This window comes from uncultured Lactobacillus sp. (genome assembly GCF_947367125.1).
Lineage (GTDB): Bacteria > Bacillota > Bacilli > Lactobacillales > Lactobacillaceae > Lactobacillus.
Map to the genome: position 1 here is coordinate 1 of NZ_CANBCQ010000017.1, position 14,521 is coordinate 14,521.

24 protein-coding genes are annotated in these 14,521 nt (G+C 36.7%); 9 read left to right on the forward strand and 15 right to left on the reverse strand.

Features of this window, described 5'->3' with window-relative positions:
* The 8 genes from Q0Y84_RS05880 to Q0Y84_RS05915 all read right to left on the reverse strand — a co-directional run.
* Positions 1-728, reverse strand: a 728-nt coding sequence (locus Q0Y84_RS05880) for a helix-turn-helix domain-containing protein (RefSeq protein WP_297951610.1), incomplete at its 3' end; no start/stop codon positions are given.
* A 1-nt stretch (position 729) separates the two neighbouring features.
* A complete protein-coding gene (locus Q0Y84_RS05885) occupies positions 730-1,602 on the reverse strand; it encodes an ERF family protein (RefSeq protein ID WP_297951611.1) in 873 nt (290 codons plus the stop codon).
* Positions 1,603-2,490 carry a DUF1351 domain-containing protein gene (locus Q0Y84_RS05890; protein WP_297951612.1) on the reverse strand — a complete coding sequence of 296 codons (888 nt, stop codon included), beginning with the start codon at positions 2,488-2,490 and terminating at the stop codon, positions 1,603-1,605.
* Positions 2,491-2,499: 9 nt separating this feature from the next.
* A complete protein-coding gene (locus Q0Y84_RS05895) occupies positions 2,500-2,871 on the reverse strand; it encodes a hypothetical protein (RefSeq protein WP_297951613.1) in 372 nt (123 codons plus the stop codon).
* Between the two features lie 51 nt (positions 2,872-2,922).
* The gene (locus Q0Y84_RS05900) at positions 2,923-3,099 is read right to left on the reverse strand and encodes a hypothetical protein (protein ID WP_297951614.1); all 177 of its coding nucleotides are present in this window, start codon (positions 3,097-3,099) and stop codon (positions 2,923-2,925) included.
* Positions 3,100-3,106: 7 nt separating this feature from the next.
* The gene (locus Q0Y84_RS05905) at positions 3,107-3,328 is read right to left on the reverse strand and encodes a helix-turn-helix transcriptional regulator (protein WP_297951615.1); all 222 of its coding nucleotides are present in this window, start codon (positions 3,326-3,328) and stop codon (positions 3,107-3,109) included.
* A 9-nt stretch (positions 3,329-3,337) separates the two neighbouring features.
* Positions 3,338-3,583, reverse strand: a complete 246-nt coding sequence (locus tag Q0Y84_RS05910; protein ID WP_297951616.1) for a hypothetical protein — start codon at positions 3,581-3,583, stop codon at positions 3,338-3,340.
* Positions 3,580-3,870 (reverse strand): hypothetical protein, encoded by a 291-nt coding sequence (locus Q0Y84_RS05915; RefSeq protein WP_297951617.1) that lies wholly within the window; start codon positions 3,868-3,870, stop codon positions 3,580-3,582. The genes Q0Y84_RS05910 and Q0Y84_RS05915 overlap by 4 nt, the downstream gene beginning before the upstream one ends.
* 56 nt (positions 3,871-3,926) lie before the next feature.
* On the opposite strand from Q0Y84_RS05915, the gene Q0Y84_RS05920 reads away from it, so the two are divergent.
* Entirely contained in the window at positions 3,927-4,118 is a 192-nt protein-coding gene (locus tag Q0Y84_RS05920) for a hypothetical protein (protein WP_297951618.1), read from the forward strand.
* 96 nt (positions 4,119-4,214) lie between these two features.
* On the opposite strand, the gene Q0Y84_RS05925 is transcribed toward Q0Y84_RS05920, so the two are convergent.
* The gene (locus tag Q0Y84_RS05925) at positions 4,215-4,403 is read right to left on the reverse strand and encodes a helix-turn-helix transcriptional regulator (RefSeq protein WP_297951619.1); all 189 of its coding nucleotides are present in this window, start codon (positions 4,401-4,403) and stop codon (positions 4,215-4,217) included.
* Positions 4,404-4,683: 280 nt separating this feature from the next.
* Here Q0Y84_RS05925 and Q0Y84_RS05930 point away from each other — a divergent pair, with 280 nt between their 5' ends.
* A complete protein-coding gene (locus tag Q0Y84_RS05930; RefSeq protein WP_218674302.1) occupies positions 4,684-4,959 on the forward strand; it encodes a hypothetical protein in 276 nt (91 codons plus the stop codon).
* On the opposite strand, the gene Q0Y84_RS05935 is transcribed toward Q0Y84_RS05930, so the two are convergent.
* Together Q0Y84_RS05935 and Q0Y84_RS05940 are read right to left on the reverse strand one after the other, a co-directional pair.
* A complete protein-coding gene (locus Q0Y84_RS05935; protein WP_297951620.1) occupies positions 4,928-5,719 on the reverse strand; it encodes a phage antirepressor in 792 nt (263 codons plus the stop codon). The genes Q0Y84_RS05930 and Q0Y84_RS05935 overlap by 32 nt on opposite strands.
* 31 nt (positions 5,720-5,750) lie before the next feature.
* The gene (locus Q0Y84_RS05940; RefSeq protein ID WP_131501313.1) at positions 5,751-5,954 is read right to left on the reverse strand and encodes a helix-turn-helix transcriptional regulator; all 204 of its coding nucleotides are present in this window, start codon (positions 5,952-5,954) and stop codon (positions 5,751-5,753) included.
* Between the two features lie 168 nt (positions 5,955-6,122).
* Here Q0Y84_RS05940 and Q0Y84_RS05945 point away from each other — a divergent pair, with 168 nt between their 5' ends.
* Genes Q0Y84_RS05945 through Q0Y84_RS05960 form a run of 4 tightly spaced genes read left to right on the forward strand, consistent with a single transcriptional unit; the run spans position 6,123 to position 7,826 of the window.
* Positions 6,123-6,497 (forward strand): helix-turn-helix transcriptional regulator, encoded by a 375-nt coding sequence (locus Q0Y84_RS05945; RefSeq protein ID WP_131501314.1) that lies wholly within the window; start codon positions 6,123-6,125, stop codon positions 6,495-6,497.
* 5 nt (positions 6,498-6,502) lie between these two features.
* Entirely contained in the window at positions 6,503-6,940 is a 438-nt protein-coding gene (locus Q0Y84_RS05950) for an ImmA/IrrE family metallo-endopeptidase (protein WP_297951621.1), read from the forward strand.
* 16 nt (positions 6,941-6,956) lie between these two features.
* The gene (locus tag Q0Y84_RS05955) at positions 6,957-7,277 is read left to right on the forward strand and encodes a hypothetical protein (protein ID WP_297951622.1); all 321 of its coding nucleotides are present in this window, start codon (positions 6,957-6,959) and stop codon (positions 7,275-7,277) included.
* Between the two features lie 45 nt (positions 7,278-7,322).
* On the forward strand, positions 7,323-7,826 hold the full coding sequence (locus tag Q0Y84_RS05960) for a hypothetical protein (protein WP_297951623.1): 504 nt from the start codon (positions 7,323-7,325) through the stop codon (positions 7,824-7,826).
* On the opposite strand, the gene Q0Y84_RS05965 is transcribed toward Q0Y84_RS05960, so the two are convergent.
* Together Q0Y84_RS05965 and Q0Y84_RS05970 are read right to left on the reverse strand one after the other, a co-directional pair.
* On the reverse strand, positions 7,823-8,470 hold the full coding sequence (locus tag Q0Y84_RS05965) for a hypothetical protein (protein WP_297951624.1): 648 nt from the start codon (positions 8,468-8,470) through the stop codon (positions 7,823-7,825). The two genes, Q0Y84_RS05960 and Q0Y84_RS05965, sit on opposite strands and share 4 nt — an antisense overlap.
* A gap of 108 nt (positions 8,471-8,578) precedes the next feature.
* Positions 8,579-8,758 (reverse strand): hypothetical protein, encoded by a 180-nt coding sequence (locus Q0Y84_RS05970; RefSeq protein WP_297951625.1) that lies wholly within the window; start codon positions 8,756-8,758, stop codon positions 8,579-8,581.
* Positions 8,759-8,843: 85 nt separating this feature from the next.
* Between Q0Y84_RS05970 and Q0Y84_RS05975 the strand changes: the two genes are divergently transcribed.
* Entirely contained in the window at positions 8,844-9,209 is a 366-nt protein-coding gene (locus Q0Y84_RS05975) for a hypothetical protein (RefSeq protein ID WP_274982390.1), read from the forward strand.
* A 365-nt stretch (positions 9,210-9,574) separates the two neighbouring features.
* The gene (locus Q0Y84_RS05980; protein WP_297951626.1) at positions 9,575-10,774 is read left to right on the forward strand and encodes a site-specific integrase; all 1,200 of its coding nucleotides are present in this window, start codon (positions 9,575-9,577) and stop codon (positions 10,772-10,774) included.
* A gap of 92 nt (positions 10,775-10,866) precedes the next feature.
* Here Q0Y84_RS05980 and lepA read toward each other — a convergent pair whose 3' ends face one another.
* Positions 10,867-12,705 (reverse strand): translation elongation factor 4, encoded by a 1,839-nt coding sequence (lepA, locus tag Q0Y84_RS05985; RefSeq protein WP_297951627.1) that lies wholly within the window; start codon positions 12,703-12,705, stop codon positions 10,867-10,869.
* Positions 12,706-12,812: 107 nt separating this feature from the next.
* On the opposite strand from lepA, the gene Q0Y84_RS05990 reads away from it, so the two are divergent.
* A complete protein-coding gene (locus Q0Y84_RS05990; protein ID WP_297951628.1) occupies positions 12,813-13,268 on the forward strand; it encodes an NUDIX domain-containing protein in 456 nt (151 codons plus the stop codon).
* A gap of 52 nt (positions 13,269-13,320) precedes the next feature.
* On the opposite strand, the gene dnaJ is transcribed toward Q0Y84_RS05990, so the two are convergent.
* Entirely contained in the window at positions 13,321-14,472 is a 1,152-nt protein-coding gene (dnaJ, locus tag Q0Y84_RS05995) for a molecular chaperone DnaJ (protein WP_297951630.1), read from the reverse strand.
* Positions 14,473-14,521 lie beyond the last annotated feature (49 nt).

Consider the following 14,521-nt stretch of genomic DNA (forward strand, 5'->3'; position numbering starts at 1 on the left):
TTTTTGTCAATTGCTACACCATCACGAAGCATTTTCAGCAAATAGGCAAACGGATCATTAATCATGTTCCATTGCATCTTGACATCAAATTTACCTTCAATTGCCTGTAAAGTTTCAATGTTGCATTGGTAAAGTAAACTTCTTAATTGCTTGATCTCATCCAATGACGGATTAGTAGCTTTACCTTTAAGCTTGTCGTTTTTCCTAGCTATTAAGAAAAACTTCTTATAAATTTGTTCTCTTATTGGGTCTTCTTCTTTCTTCGCAGAAGAAGAATTAGATGTTCTATTATTATGTTCTGTTAAACTGTTATATTTATGTAAAGTGTGCTTTACTACCCCACTAAGCTCAGCTTTACTACCCTCATCAAGTGTGCTTGTCCACCCTAGTAAACTCAGCTTTACTAGGTCAGGACCAGCTTTTATTTTTCTGCCTAGTATTATTTTTGATTTCTCACTTTTAGGATTTTTAGCGGGAACCGTTATTTGCTCCCTTACGATTAGCCCCTTTTGTTCAAGCAAATTGAGCCAGTCATTAACCGATTGAACCGAAGCATCAAGAATATTAGCCAGCGTTTTATTGCTCATATGAAAATCGCCGGTTACATTAAGCATTGAAATAATTTCCCCCATCAAGATAATTGATTTAGGCTTCTTCAAAAGGTCTTTATCCCTTGATATTGAGGGCGGAATCATTAAAAATGCTTTTGCACCTTTAAACTCACTCATTTCACTCACCTAAAACACTGTTAAACAAATCTTGTTGGCCTGCAGTTACCTGAGAATCATCTTTTTCATTTTCAAATGGATCAGCTTTTGGCTTATCAACGATATCCTTAATGATTTCATCCCCAGATTTAGCAGCTACTTTTTTGGGCTTCTTTGAAATCTGCTTTTCGTGTCTCTCTTTTCGTTTTTCAATCTGTTTATTTTTATTATTTTCTAAATGCTGATCAAACTTATATTTACCGATTAATTGCATGATATACTCAGCGGTTGCTTTATCATGCTTACCCTTAATCCATCTTTTAGACTTCTCTGTTTTATCTTTAAGATATTCATTGACAATAATTTCAATACCAGCTTTATCAATTGTTTGCTCTTGATTACGTATTTGAGCCTGAGCATCGTCATCATCTTCACTAGCGATTCCAAATGCTGCAGACAAAGAATATCTTTTTGCATAACTGATCAAGCTTGCTGAATCTTGTGCTTTGCCAACATTTACGTTTTTAAACCAAACACGATTAGTACATTCTTCATAGCCAGTAGCTGCATCAATAATAACCGTCTCAGCTGAAACGCCCTCAGCGCCGTTATCAATTTCAAAACGATAAGTTAGCAGTGGTTTGCCATCAACTGCTGTTTCTTTAATTGCCTTCATGATAGCCTTATCAACATCAGCTAGATCAGCATAACTATATGCATATGACCCACCGCTTTTAAGGCTAACGGTAACTTTATGAGATTTCTTAGGCTGTTCAATTTTCATCTTGACCATAGCCAGATGAAGGGCAAAAGAAGCTTTATCCTTTCGCCTTTCATCTGCAAGCATGTCTTTTAAATTCTGATTTTCAATTTTAAGTTGTTCTTCTAATAACATTTATTTGATCCTCTTTGCTTCGAATTTAATTTCTTTAGCAGCTAGAAAATCACTAAGCTGTTTTAATTGTGTTTGCGTTATATCAGGTAAAGTGAGCTGAATAGTATAAAGCCTGTCTTTGACTTCACCAGTTTCAGGATCATATGCTTTAGATGATGTTTTTTGCATTCTTGCTTGTTCTTCATGTCTCTTTGCTATCTTTTTAGAAACATTCAAAGCAACTGCTTTTTGTTCAGCTCCCATCATGTTCATGACTGAATTTAAATCATGACCATCATCAAATAATTGAATGAATGGATTAGCACTTAATCCGAGCTTAGAAGCTGTTTTAGTGATAGCAGTTAGATTAGCTTGATAATACTTTTTCTTTTCTAAGAGCAAGGAAATTTCTTTATTAACTGCAGATTCAAATGCTTTTTCAGATGCATTAGTGTTTGACCATTTAGAATCATATGGAAATTCTGAAATATCAATTTCTAATCCAGCTTCTTTACACATTTTTTCAATCTGCTTTATTCTTAATTCTTTTCTTGCAGCTCTTTTCTTTTCATCAAATACTTTTGTCTGATCATTGATGTGCTTGTAAAGCTTAGCTAATCGCTTAGTTAAGCTTTTAATTTCATCATCAAATTCATTAACAGGCTTATTAGCTTCTTTGATGATTTCATTCTTGTGCTTAGTAAGTGAGTTCTTATATTTATTGATTTCAGCTTTTACATCTTTAGCAAAATCATAATCATCAGGGCTAATTACTAAGTTTGAGAATTTATCTTCTAGTTGCTTAACTTGTTCTTCAAGTTGCTGATAATCAGGGAAATCAATGTCAGCACTTTGAAAACTGACATTGTATTGCTGATTATTGATAATTAGTTCTTTATTCTTTTTCACAAAGCTCGCCTACTTTCCTAATGCTTGATCTAATTTTTGATCTTGCGCTTCTAAAAAAGCTTCATTTTCGTAGTCGTACTGATTTTGAAATGAATCGGCATCAATACCACCAAATGATTCACATACCCAGTCCATGAGGTCATATTCATGGAATGGAGTGCCTGAAAACCACGATTTAAACATGTCTATAGCGTCCTCATATCCAACTTTTTTAGCAAAGTCTTCTGCACCATATTCCTCGAAATAGGCGTTCATAAAAGCGAAGACATTCTCATAGTCAAAGCCTTTGCCGATTGCTACACGTTCACCGTGTACGTCTTGCAAAATAACGCCGTCAACTTCTTGTAAGTCCCATAAATCACTATCATCAAACTCAATCATTGTGCTATAATCTCCTTTAGATATTGTTTTTTTATTTCGTTGCTCTCAACATCAGCCGTTGAGGGCTTTTTTGATACCTAAAATCTTTTTGATTTCTACTGGCATAACCGCAAAACTAGAACCGCCAACGCCGCTAATAGCGTTACTGTGAGCCATAAGGATAAGCTCGTTTGGGCTAGGCTTATCGGCTTGTCCACTTGGTATATTGCGTTTATAAATTTGTTCCATAATTTCATTAGTCCTCCTTGTTCCCTAAGCCTAATAATCGATCAGGAGTTACGCCTAGTACTTGTGCTAGCTCGTAAACCATTCTCTTATCGGGCATTGAAATCCCACGCTCGTAACGTCCAATAGTTGTGTCACTTACATAAACTTCTCTACCTAAACGCTCTTGCGTGTTGTGCTTATTTTTTCTAAACTTTTTAAGTCGTTTGCCAAACTTTTCAACATCATTCATTGTTTTCCCCTACTTTCTAAGTTTCTTAACCATGTGCACTGCCAGTGGTGTAAGGAAAATCATCAACACCAACAGTAGTGAAATAATTTTGTCTGGGTGCGATGTTCCGTAAATGCATAACTGCTCTACCGCGGTGAATGGAACGAACAAAATTGCGCAAAATTCCAGAATCTTTTCAAATGCCTTACAAATGTGGCTTAATACGTGATCCAGCTTGGTTCTGCCGTATTCGCGTTCATACTCTTCTTTACTCATTTTCTTGTCCTCTTTAAATATTCCTTGCCATCTTCCGCAAACTTGTCTAAGTCTTCGCGCAGGTAGTATCGTGTTCTGCCGTTGCCCGGAAGAGTGGGCTTGATAAATCCTTGGTTTACTATGCTGTCAAAGAATGATCCGCTTATACCGAGATACCTGTAAGCATCCTTACGGCTAAACATCTTTTGATCAATCGCTTCACCACGCTTGGCTAGCTCCTCTCTAACAATCGGTTGAGTGATCTTTCTAATCAAAAGAGTCAACCCATCTAAATTTATAAGTTCCATTTTGCTCACCTGCTTTCTGTTACAATTGAGTCATCTCCAATAAAGGAGGTGATTAAATGTCAACTGACGATCCCATCATGTCTCGTGAAGAAGCTGAAATTCGATTAGTAGCCATCAAACAACTCAGATCATTCTTGAAGTCTCATAAAATAAAAGAAAGATCTGAAACGGGGCTGCTACTAATAGAATTTGAAAAACTCTTAACTGATGACTTTGTTAATTGGACTGGTAAAAAAGAATCAGTTTAAGAAGTAATTCTTTTTCATAAAGGCTTGTAGCTTTGCGATACCACTTCGTAAGCTTTACAAGCTTTTTTCTATGCTTCATAATTTTGATCACCCCTTTCATTTGTCTCTTAAATCGTCCAGCTTTACATTCAATGCATCAGCAATCTTACAGGCATTGGTAAAACTAGGATCTGATTTTTTTAAACGGTAATTTCTTAAAGTGTTGTCTGGAATATCTGTCATTTTGGACAGCTTATAAACTGATATTCCTTTTTCTTTTAAGATTTTTTCTACTGTTTTCCACATATCTTGTGCCCTAAACCACTTCTTATCACTACATTTAGTGGTATAATATTAAGTATGAATTGCCCCGTAGCATGGTGACATGTTGCGTGTACCGGGTGAATTCAAGGAACTCTAAGTGATATAGACATATGAGAACCCTGAGCCAAGCTTCTATTTGAAGAAGGTGCAACGCATAGGATTTAATCCCACGAGCGCCCGGCAACTCTTTGAGTTGAACAGATATGCTGAACTACTAAGAAATTAGTAGAAGTTAAGGATAAAAAGCCTTAACGGTAACAATTTGAATAGCGTTAGCGCTGCAATTGAACAAGCTTCTAAGTTAAACAACGAATTTACCAAGTCTGCTAAATTTGTAGGTCAAGTCGACCGACTTAACAAGCGTTTCGATATGTTGAAGGGAGTTGATTCAATGGACAAGTCAATTAGAAAGATGTCTGTTGAACCAACACTTCCTACATTAAATTCAGCAATTGCAATCCAACGTGGTAATTCAACACATGAGTCACTCTTCGGAGTGGCTTTTTTTATGCAACTTCACCGTTCAAGAACTTGTTAACAAAGTACTGCTGACCTTTTCCAGTCACTTTAGGGGTCTTGCTAATTGAAGTAGAGCCATTCGAGTGGTTGATGGTCGTTTCTTTGATCTTGAACAAGCCAAGATTCATTGCCTTCTGTGTCGGCATATTCCAGTCACTGCCCTTACGATTGATTAAGTAACCATGCTCACGCATCCAACGGAACAATCGTGTTGCACCGATGTCTACACCGTTACCTCGCAGGATCTTAGCCAGTTCACCAATTAAAATGGTTGATTTGCTGGTTGCTACCGAATCAGCAAACAAGGCTTTGGGCTTCATTTCGTGAACTTGACTTTCAGCATCTTTTCTTAGCTGCTGTTCAATTAGTCTTTGTTCGCGCTCATCTTTCAACTGAGTAGCAAGCTTGATGATTGTGTCGGGGTCGGTTAGGACTTCTTCGATCTTTTCATCTGTCATGTAAGCACCGTGCTTGCGGATAGTTGGCAGGACTTCGCTAGTTACCCAATGCTTGAACTTCTTGGCGTTTGGCATTTTGCTTGAAAGGATCAAGCTGTACATTCCTGACTCATTAATAACTTGAATATTTTGCTTTCCACCAGGGGTCATCATTCTAGTGACCCCTTTATCTTCATCATCTACATGTTGACTAATTGCATTAGCAGTTTTCGCATATCCAAGAATCGTTGCTACATCTTTGCCAACAAACCACACCTCATCATTAACTTTTATTGTTCGAAGTTGTTGGCTTTCAAAGATAAATGATTGCAGTTCCTTCATGTTTCCCTCCTGTGTGCTATTTTCGCACACTTTAGATAAAAATTTTTTCTAATGGAATTTCAAGCTTCTTTGATAACGCTGGCAATTCTGCAGCCTGAAACTTATACGTTCCATGTTCTCTACGAAAATATTTATCAGGACTAGCAAGCCCTAGGCTATTAGCCATATCTTCGTTAGAGAATCCTAGCTCAAGCCTCTTCTTTTTAATGAGAGACAAGTTGATTTGTTTTTTCAAGATACCACCTCCACAGGTTGCGATATTCGCAATTCATTTGACATGTATTATATTACATTGCTATTTTCGCAATGTCAACATTATTTTTGCTTTTTTCGCACTTTTTAACCAAAAAGTTGCGATTTGTGCTATATTGATTGCGAAAAGCGCAATGGAAAGAGTGAAAAAATGAATGATCAGGAACTACTTGCTAAGAAAATAGTTAATATTCGTGAATCACAAAATATGAGCCAACTAGAACTATCACAAAAGGCAAATATTGAAAGAACTGCTTTAAATAAGATTGAAAAAGGAACTAGAAAGGTATCTAGCGATGAACTTAAGCGAATTGCCTTAGCTTTGCATCAATCTACCGATAGTCTGCTAAATATTGTTACAAATTCAGGCTCTATGACTAATGATGGAACTGCTCTAACTTGGTCAGATTTAGATATGCCAATGCCCTACGGTGGGAAGTTGCCTGAAGAACTTAAGGATACCTACGTCGATTTAGCAAAAAGCTACTTCAAACGCCATCCTGAAATGCTTAATAGGAATGAGTAAGAACTATGATTACTTCTATAGAAAATATGTCATTAGAAACACGTCAAAATTACGATAGATTGCTAAAATATCTAATGAATTACGCTATGTTCGACTGCCATATCGGTATTGAATTCACCAACAAGCTTCCTCCTTACGCACCTTCAGTGAGTTACAACAAGCCTGGCAAGCTAATAATCATGAACTCTAGTTGGCCATATCCTACGCAAATCCCTTTTCTATTAGCTCACGAAATCTGTCACGTTTTAAATGAGGAAAAATCATATTTTAACTTAAATGACAGAACTAAAAATAGCGGTGAAGCACAAGCTAATATATCTGCTATCAAACTGCTACAAAGGTACTGCATCGAAAATGAGTTTCATTTCAGCAGCATTTATCAGTTTGCTAAAAGTTTTGCTATTCCAAGAGAATGCTACTACCTGCTTACTGAAACTGCATAACTAAGGAGATATTAATATGCATGACGATTACACGCCTAGATACTTAACCTATCTTGTTGCTCGACTATATGAACAAATTGAAGATAAATCTACAATAGAAATTTTGACCAAATATCTTGATTACACAGAGGATGAAGCTAAAGAAGCCTTGAAAAACGTTGAAAAGCCTGAACTATTCGCCTGTGATGACCGAATCGGTGCAGCATTACTGAGTGCAGAAGAATCAGGAGATAAACAAGACGTTTTTAACGTGCTAGATGGCGATTTCAAGATATTCAACATCGTTATAAATTACGACAAAAATAACCCTCCTCACGGAGGATTATCGGAATATTAGAGACTAAAAAAGCCGCCCGAAGGCGGCTGGAAAGGATGTGAAATTATGAATGAAAATTTACCACGTCTACTCTATTTCAAAATAATAAACGCCAATGGAACTAGGCTCTATACTCTACATCAAGACGAAAAAGCTATCATAAAAGTAGCAGTTTACATCCCTGATAACATAATAAGCTCGAAAGTCGAAGATGGAGATTTCTTCATTCAATGGACTATTAACGGTAAGAATATTCAATATAATGATATCCCTATTCAAGAAATCATTAAAACAGGTAGACGCATAGTAGAAATCGAATTTGAGCTGGATGTCTATCTTCAAGATTCTATCAATTTAAACTTATCTTTAGGAGCAAAATACAGCTATATTTCGCCTCAAGAGCAAATTGAGCAATTTTCATTCTTTAAAACTATTATTGAACGTAAAAAGACTATTTTAGTTACCGACAGTATGGGAAAAAGACCTGTTCCTCCAACCGATAAAGCAATCAATGATTTTAAAGATCAGTCCAATTCCCAAGATAAAGATAAGCATGACAAAGGAAATTAATCCTTTTCAATTGAAGTAATCATTATAAATTTTTCTTTAAAGTCTATATACTGCTGCACTATATGTTTGTCCTTATATTCTTTTGATTGAATTTTTTGTGTGATTTTATCATATTCGGGTTGTGAGCTTCCGGCATCGTCAGTAAAAGGCACAAGACTCAGCGAATAATTACTTTCTGAATCATTTGAAACGTATTGGACCCAGCCACATCCTAGAGGCTTATGCTCTAATGAATAAAGATAAGCTTGTTGGAACCTATCTTCACTTAGCATAACTGCTTGCCAAGGCGTACCGGAATCAAGAGAAATTAAATCATTTTTATTACGTTCTCTATTGATATTTTTATAAAACTGCTCATTTATTTTCTTAGAAAATTTAATAGAAAATAGTATAGAAACAATTATGGTTACAAGAACAGCAATAATTTCTGCAAACGTATTATGTATCCAATTTCTTAATGCAATATCTATAGTCAGATAAATTAGTAAATCGATGATAGTTAATATTGCTGATATACTTTTTTCTCTGTTTGTATTTCTTAGAGTTGAATCAACTGCATTAAGCGATTCAGCAATAGTATAGTTAATCATTCCTAAACCGCCAGTTGTAATGATAGTAAGTAAAATTTTAATAAAATCGTCCATTATAAGCTCCTATTTTTATTGATCGTTTGTTCGTATCATTAATTAATTTAATCATACCAGTAAATGATGCATCCCGCCAAATAAAAAATAAGAACCTTTATCTTAGAATTATTCCTTCCGAAATTGTTCTAACAGCTTTTGGAGCGAGCCTGTTTCAGTGTATTTTTTAATCAAAAATAATATAGCCCAAGTTTGCCGTATATCTAATACGGGGTATGTTTCATGATTCTCTTTATCATGAAACACTAAACCTAAATGATTAAATTCGTATTCTTCATTAAGTTTCATATTATTCACCTTCCTAAACTTATAAGTCCAATATACCAGTGACTATAAACCTAAGGCAAGAATATCTTTTCGGAGGATATAGATAATGAAACATAGATTTTTAGTTACCACATTAGCATCTATAATGTTGGCTAGTGGCGTTGGAACTGTTGCAACAACTACATCACAAACGGTGCAGGCTGCACCTTTCAATAAGAGAAAAATAGTTAATCAAGGCTACTACGTTGAATGCTTAACTGATAAAAAGATTAAGTTAGCCAAAATTCATTGGAGAATCCCTCACTATAAGAGTTGGGTTACTCGAGGCTATTATATACCCAAGAATTCTATTGTTTATGTTAAAAGAATGGGCACCGACTTCGGCTGGTACTTAAAGACATCACGTCATGCTAAAACGACTTATACCGTGCTTAAAAAGTTCAATGACTATTCTTGGTTTGAACTGTGGTAAAAAAATGAGCCTACCCTTTCGAGTAGGCTTTGATTTTACGATATTAAAGAACACCAGTTTAATTTTAGTGTAAAAAAAAGAAGCATCAAATCGACACTTCTTTTCATCGGATGCATCCCTAGAAATTAAAGCTCTTGGGGCGCCCGCTCCTTCATGATTTACTACCATCCTCCAGTGTAACGCAAGCAAGCTTGCGTTTTGCTCACACCTACGGAGGTGTAAATCATGGAAGAAATAATATTCGCAATGATTATTTTACTTCTTTTGATTCACGAGATCAACAAGAAGTAATCTAACCCGCGGGCGCCCCATGCGCGCTCGTACCGAGCGCGCATCATCAAAAAATTGGAAAGGAAGATAATTTTATGCCGAGAAAGAAAGACCCTGAAATTACTCAATACACTTTGAAAAACGGTAAGACTTACTATCGTTTGAAAACATATATTGGTATTAATCCTGAAACTGGCAGACCAATGAACCCTACTAGAAGCAAGCTCAAATCACGTAAGGAAGCCGAACAGCTTAGAAACGAGTTGAAAGCTAAAGGAGCTGCCATAGTAGCTAATAGCCAAAAAATTGGCAATGAACGTAAGACGGTGCAAGATGTTTACGATATTTGGATAAACAACATGAGACTTGAAGTTCGTGGCGCTACTTTAAACAGGTTCAAAGATACTTGGAAGAATCACACACAGCCTGAATTTGGTAGCAACTATATTGATAAGATTTCTCCTGATCATGTCCAGACTTATGTTAATTCTCTTGCTTCTAAATATACTACTTACAGATCAATTGCTAATCAGCTACATAGACTTGTTAGGTTTGCTATATTTCGTCACTGGTGCGAGAATGATCCTTTCGACTTAGTATTAATGCCTAAACGATCTGCAAAGCAAAAACGAGATACTTCTACTAATTTCTATGAGCTAGATGAGTTAAAGCATTTCTTGGAAGTAGCAAAGGACTACAGCTATATGAAATATACCTACTTTCTTACAGTTGCATCCCTAGGCTGCCGTCGTGGTGAAGCATTAGCACTTAAATGGTCAGATATATACTTTGATAAACGCGTGGTTAGAATTGAACGCACAGTATCAAAAGATGAGAATGGAAAGAAAACTATTGATGATGTCAAGAACGGCGTCCATCATTCTGTTCCCATGTCAGATAATCTATATTCTATCTTAAAAGAATATCGTGAGTTCTGCGATAAAATTGGTGACAACTGCGAGTGGATCTTCCATACACAAGATGGTAGTTACAATTGGCCTCAACAGACGGATGAATGGATCAAATACCTGTATAAGTTCGATCAAAAGCGATGCGAAAAGTGGAATAAGGATCATCCCAACGATAAAAAGAAACCTCTACGTAAAATAACCCCTCACGGATTGCGCCACACACTTGCTACACTTCTTTATGATGGTAATGAACGAATTACTCCAAAAGATGTCCAATACGTTCTCGGACACAGAACTTCAAAGACAGCTATGGAAATTTACACACATGTAACCAAAAAGCAGAAGAAAGATATTAAGGGATCAATTAATAATTTGGACTTTTAAAGGTGATTATTCAGTAGATTTTACGTTAAAACGCAAAAAAAGCATTCTCAGAGTAACGACAAACCGCGTCAGACTGGGAATGCTAGCAAATCTTATTTACCTTTGATGTCGTCGTCGTTCATCTTCAACACTGCCATAAAGGCATCTTGAGGCACTTCTACCCGCCCAACAGCCTTCATGCGTTTCTTACCACGTTTCTGCTTTTCTAGCAATTTAGCACGACGATCTGGGTCACCAGTATGAATCTTCCAAGTAACATCCTTACGATACGGCTTAATGGTTGCACGAGAAATAATCTTAGCACCAATTGCACCTTGAATATCTACTTCAAAGTTTTGCCGTGGAATTAGTTTCTTCAGCATTGAAGTCATTTGTCGAGCCCGGTCTTGAGCTTCCGATCTGTGAGCAATAAAGCTCAAGGCATCAATTGGCTCCTTGTTAAGCAAAATATCAATCTTAACTAAATCAGTTGCGCGGTAACCTGTAATTTCATAGTCTAATGAAGCATAACCCTTAGTCGATGACTTTAAATCATCAAAGAAGTCAAAAATAATTTCAGCTAATGGCATGTTGTAAATAACATTCACACGGTACTTATCAAGATAATCCATAGTGACAAATTCGCCACGCTTACGTTGACAAAGTTCCATTACCGGACCAACAAAGTCATTTGGCACCATAATCTCTGCCTTAACATAAGGCTCTTGCACTTCTTTGTATTCCCCTGCATCAGGCAAATCAGACGGGTTATCGATAACCTTAGTTGAACCATCATTCATAATTGCATGATAATCAACCGATGGCGCTGTCATGATCAAGTCAAGATCAAATTCTTGCTCTAATCTTTCTTGAACTACATCCATGTGAAGCAAGCCTAAGAAACCACAACGGAAACCAAAGCCCAAGGCCGTTGAAGTTTCTGGTTCGAATTCCAAGGCAGCATCATTCAGTTGTAGTTTTTGCAGGGCTTCCTTTAAATCTTCATAGTCTCGATTATCAACAGGATACATACCTGAATATACCATTGGTGGAATTTGACGATAGCCTGGCAGAGCTTCTGCAGTAGGATTATCTGCTTGAGTAATCGTATCACCAACCCGAGTTTCACGAACTGACTTGATATTAGCAGTAATGTAGCCTACATCCCCGGCGATCAGGACATCCTTCCTAATTGGATGAGGACTTGAAACACCAATCTCGGTAACTTCATATTTCTTACCGGTATTCATAATTTGAATCCGATCGCCTGCCTTAACCATGCCATCTTCAATTTTAACGGACATTACCACACCACGATAATCATCATACTTTGAATCAAAAATTAAGGCTTTCAGTGGTGCTTCAATATCACCAGCTGGCGCCGGGATGTCCTTAACCACTTTTTCCAACATATCCTTGATGCCTTGACCAGTTTTACCTGAAACTTCAGCAGCTTCAGAAGCATCTAAGCCGAGCATCTCTTCAATTTCTTCCTTTGTTTTAGGAACATCAGCTGATGGCAAGTCAATCTTATTGATAACTGGCAAAATTGCCAAATCATCATCAATTGCTAGATAGGTGTTAGCTAAAGTTTGAGCTTGTACACCTTGAGAAGCATCAACTACCATCAAAGCCCCTTCACAAGCAGCCAAAGAGCGTGATACTTCATAAGAGAAGTCTACGTGCCCTGGTGTGTCGATTAAGTGGAAAATATAGTCTTCACCATCTTCAGCATGATATTTAACTTCAACAGAGTTCATCTTGATAGTAATTCCCCGTTGGCGTTCGAGCAGCATATCATCTAACATTTGATTCTTAAGTTGACGCTGACTAACAGTATCAGTTAATTCCAAAATTCTGTCAGCAATAGTTGATTTACCGTGATCAATGTGTGCCACGATCGCAAAATTTCGAATATGTTTTTGATAGTCTTTTAGTTTTTCTAAATCCATAAAATCGTTCACCCTTTACTATGTAATAATTATTATAGCAAAGCTAGATAAAATCACGAAATTGTAGCATAATAATTTCCAAATTTAATAATACAAGGAGTTTAATGATGATAACTGAAAAATCAGCCGGAGCTATCATCTGGCGCAAACAGAAATCACAACTAGAATATCTAATGATTCAAAGTCAACCTTATAAACAATTTCCAAGTGCTTGGGGATTTACTAAAGGACATTTAGAAGGAACAGAATCTAATGAGGACGCTGCACAAAGAGAAGTTTATGAGGAAGTGGGGCTTAACCCTAAATTTGACTTTACGTTTCATCAAGTTGATACATACCGTTTAACAAAAAATTGCCAAAAAGAGGTTACTTTCTTTTTAGCAGAATTTATTGAAGGACAACAAATTAAACTACAAGAAAGCGAAATTCGTCAAAGTGCCTGGTTAAGTTATGATGAAGCTCAAAAATGCCTGGCTGCACAAAATTACAAAGAATTCAGCTACAAAGAACTTCAATTAATCTTAAAAAAAGCAAACAATTATCTTCTAAGCAAAATAAAATAATATTTTTTCATAGAAAAAGATTTCTACCGACAAAGTAGAAATCTTTTTGCTATTACATATTAAATTTATCTTTCAGTCTTTCAAAGAAGCCCTTTTCTTGTGGAGTAATATTACCGCCACCATCATGAACAAAATTGGTCAAATCTTGCTTTTGTTTATCATTAATATGTTTTGGAATAACAATGTTAACTGTAGTAATCTGATCACCATTACCATTACCGCGAAGATATGGTACACCTTGACCACGCAAAGTAAACTTCTTATTAGGCTGCGTACCAGCTGGAATCGTTAGCTTCACATCACCATGAACAGTCTTCACAGTAATTTCATCTCCAAGAGTTGCTTGAGCAAATGAAATTGGTACTTCAGTATAAATAGTTTGACCACGTCGTTCAAAGTCTTTCGATGGCTTAATGCGGTAATTAATGTACAAATCACCATATGGTCCACCATTAACTCCAGCTTCACCTTGACCTTGGTATCTAAGTTGTTGACCATTATCAATTCCGGCTGGAATATCAACTTCAATCGTATTCTTGCGATCTACTGTACCCTTACCGCCACATGTCTTACATGGATGTTCAATAATTACACCGCGGCCATGACATTTATCACAGGTAGTTTGACGACGAATCATTCCTAGCATTGATTGTTGCGTAATCGTCATATAGCCTGTTCCGTGACATTTATCACAGGTAATTGGATGCGTACCTTTTTCACAACCATTACCGCCACATGTTTCACAAGTTTCGCTACGAGTATAACTTACTTGCGTCTTTTTACCTTTAATGGCATCCATAAAATCAATAGTCAATTGATAATCTAAATCCTGACCACGTTGAGGTGCTGTTGGATCAACTCTTTGACTACGACCTTGACCAAAAATATCGCCAAAAATATCACCAAAATCACCAAAGCCAGAAGTATCAAACCCGGCACCGCCAAAGCCTTGGCCAGCTCCACCACCGAAGCCGCCTTGACCATTTACACCAGCAGAACCAAATTGATCATATTGCGCGCGCTTTTGCTTATCGTGCAAAACTTCATAAGCTTCGTTAACTTGTTTATATTTTTCTTCAGCTCCAGGTTCATGATTTAAATCTGGGTGATACTTCTTTGCTAACTTACGGTATGCCCTACTAATTTCTTGTTCACTGGCGTCACGATCTACGCCAAGCACTTTATAGTAATCTTCTTGTGCCATTTACTTGAACTCCTTACCTTCTCAAAAGAAAAGAACTACTCAATGGGTA

Bases quoted from the DNA above. Each gene is read 5' to 3' on its own strand.
- Q0Y84_RS05925 (WP_297951619.1), bottom strand. From the start codon at position 4,403: ATGTGGAAAACAGTAGAAAAAATCTTAAAAGAAAAAGGAATATCAGTT.
- Q0Y84_RS05915 (WP_297951617.1), bottom strand. From the start codon at position 3,870: ATGGAACTTATAAATTTAGATGGGTTGACTCTTTTGATTAGAAAGATC.
- Q0Y84_RS05950 (WP_297951621.1), top strand. From the start codon at position 6,503: ATGATTACTTCTATAGAAAATATGTCATTAGAAACACGTCAAAATTAC.
- Q0Y84_RS05905 (WP_297951615.1), bottom strand. From the start codon at position 3,328: ATGAATGATGTTGAAAAGTTTGGCAAACGACTTAAAAAGTTTAGAAAA.
- Q0Y84_RS05955 (WP_297951622.1), top strand. From the start codon at position 6,957: ATGCATGACGATTACACGCCTAGATACTTAACCTATCTTGTTGCTCGA.
- Q0Y84_RS05945 (WP_131501314.1), top strand. From the start codon at position 6,123: ATGAATGATCAGGAACTACTTGCTAAGAAAATAGTTAATATTCGTGAA.
- Q0Y84_RS05990 (WP_297951628.1), top strand. From the start codon at position 12,813: ATGATAACTGAAAAATCAGCCGGAGCTATCATCTGGCGCAAACAGAAA.
- Q0Y84_RS05900 (WP_297951614.1), bottom strand. From the start codon at position 3,099: ATGGAACAAATTTATAAACGCAATATACCAAGTGGACAAGCCGATAAG.
- Q0Y84_RS05975 (WP_274982390.1), top strand. From the start codon at position 8,844: ATGAAACATAGATTTTTAGTTACCACATTAGCATCTATAATGTTGGCT.
- lepA (WP_297951627.1), bottom strand. From the start codon at position 12,705: ATGGATTTAGAAAAACTAAAAGACTATCAAAAACATATTCGAAATTTT.
- Q0Y84_RS05960 (WP_297951623.1), top strand. From the start codon at position 7,323: ATGAATGAAAATTTACCACGTCTACTCTATTTCAAAATAATAAACGCC.
- Q0Y84_RS05885 (WP_297951611.1), bottom strand. From the start codon at position 1,602: ATGTTATTAGAAGAACAACTTAAAATTGAAAATCAGAATTTAAAAGAC.
- Q0Y84_RS05965 (WP_297951624.1), bottom strand. From the start codon at position 8,470: ATGGACGATTTTATTAAAATTTTACTTACTATCATTACAACTGGCGGT.
- Q0Y84_RS05980 (WP_297951626.1), top strand. From the start codon at position 9,575: ATGCCGAGAAAGAAAGACCCTGAAATTACTCAATACACTTTGAAAAAC.
- Q0Y84_RS05910 (WP_297951616.1), bottom strand. From the start codon at position 3,583: ATGAGTAAAGAAGAGTATGAACGCGAATACGGCAGAACCAAGCTGGAT.
- Q0Y84_RS05920 (WP_297951618.1), top strand. From the start codon at position 3,927: ATGTCAACTGACGATCCCATCATGTCTCGTGAAGAAGCTGAAATTCGA.
- Q0Y84_RS05895 (WP_297951613.1), bottom strand. From the start codon at position 2,871: ATGATTGAGTTTGATGATAGTGATTTATGGGACTTACAAGAAGTTGAC.
- dnaJ (WP_297951630.1), bottom strand. From the start codon at position 14,472: ATGGCACAAGAAGATTACTATAAAGTGCTTGGCGTAGATCGTGACGCC.
- Q0Y84_RS05935 (WP_297951620.1), bottom strand. From the start codon at position 5,719: ATGAAGGAACTGCAATCATTTATCTTTGAAAGCCAACAACTTCGAACA.
- Q0Y84_RS05970 (WP_297951625.1), bottom strand. From the start codon at position 8,758: ATGAAACTTAATGAAGAATACGAATTTAATCATTTAGGTTTAGTGTTT.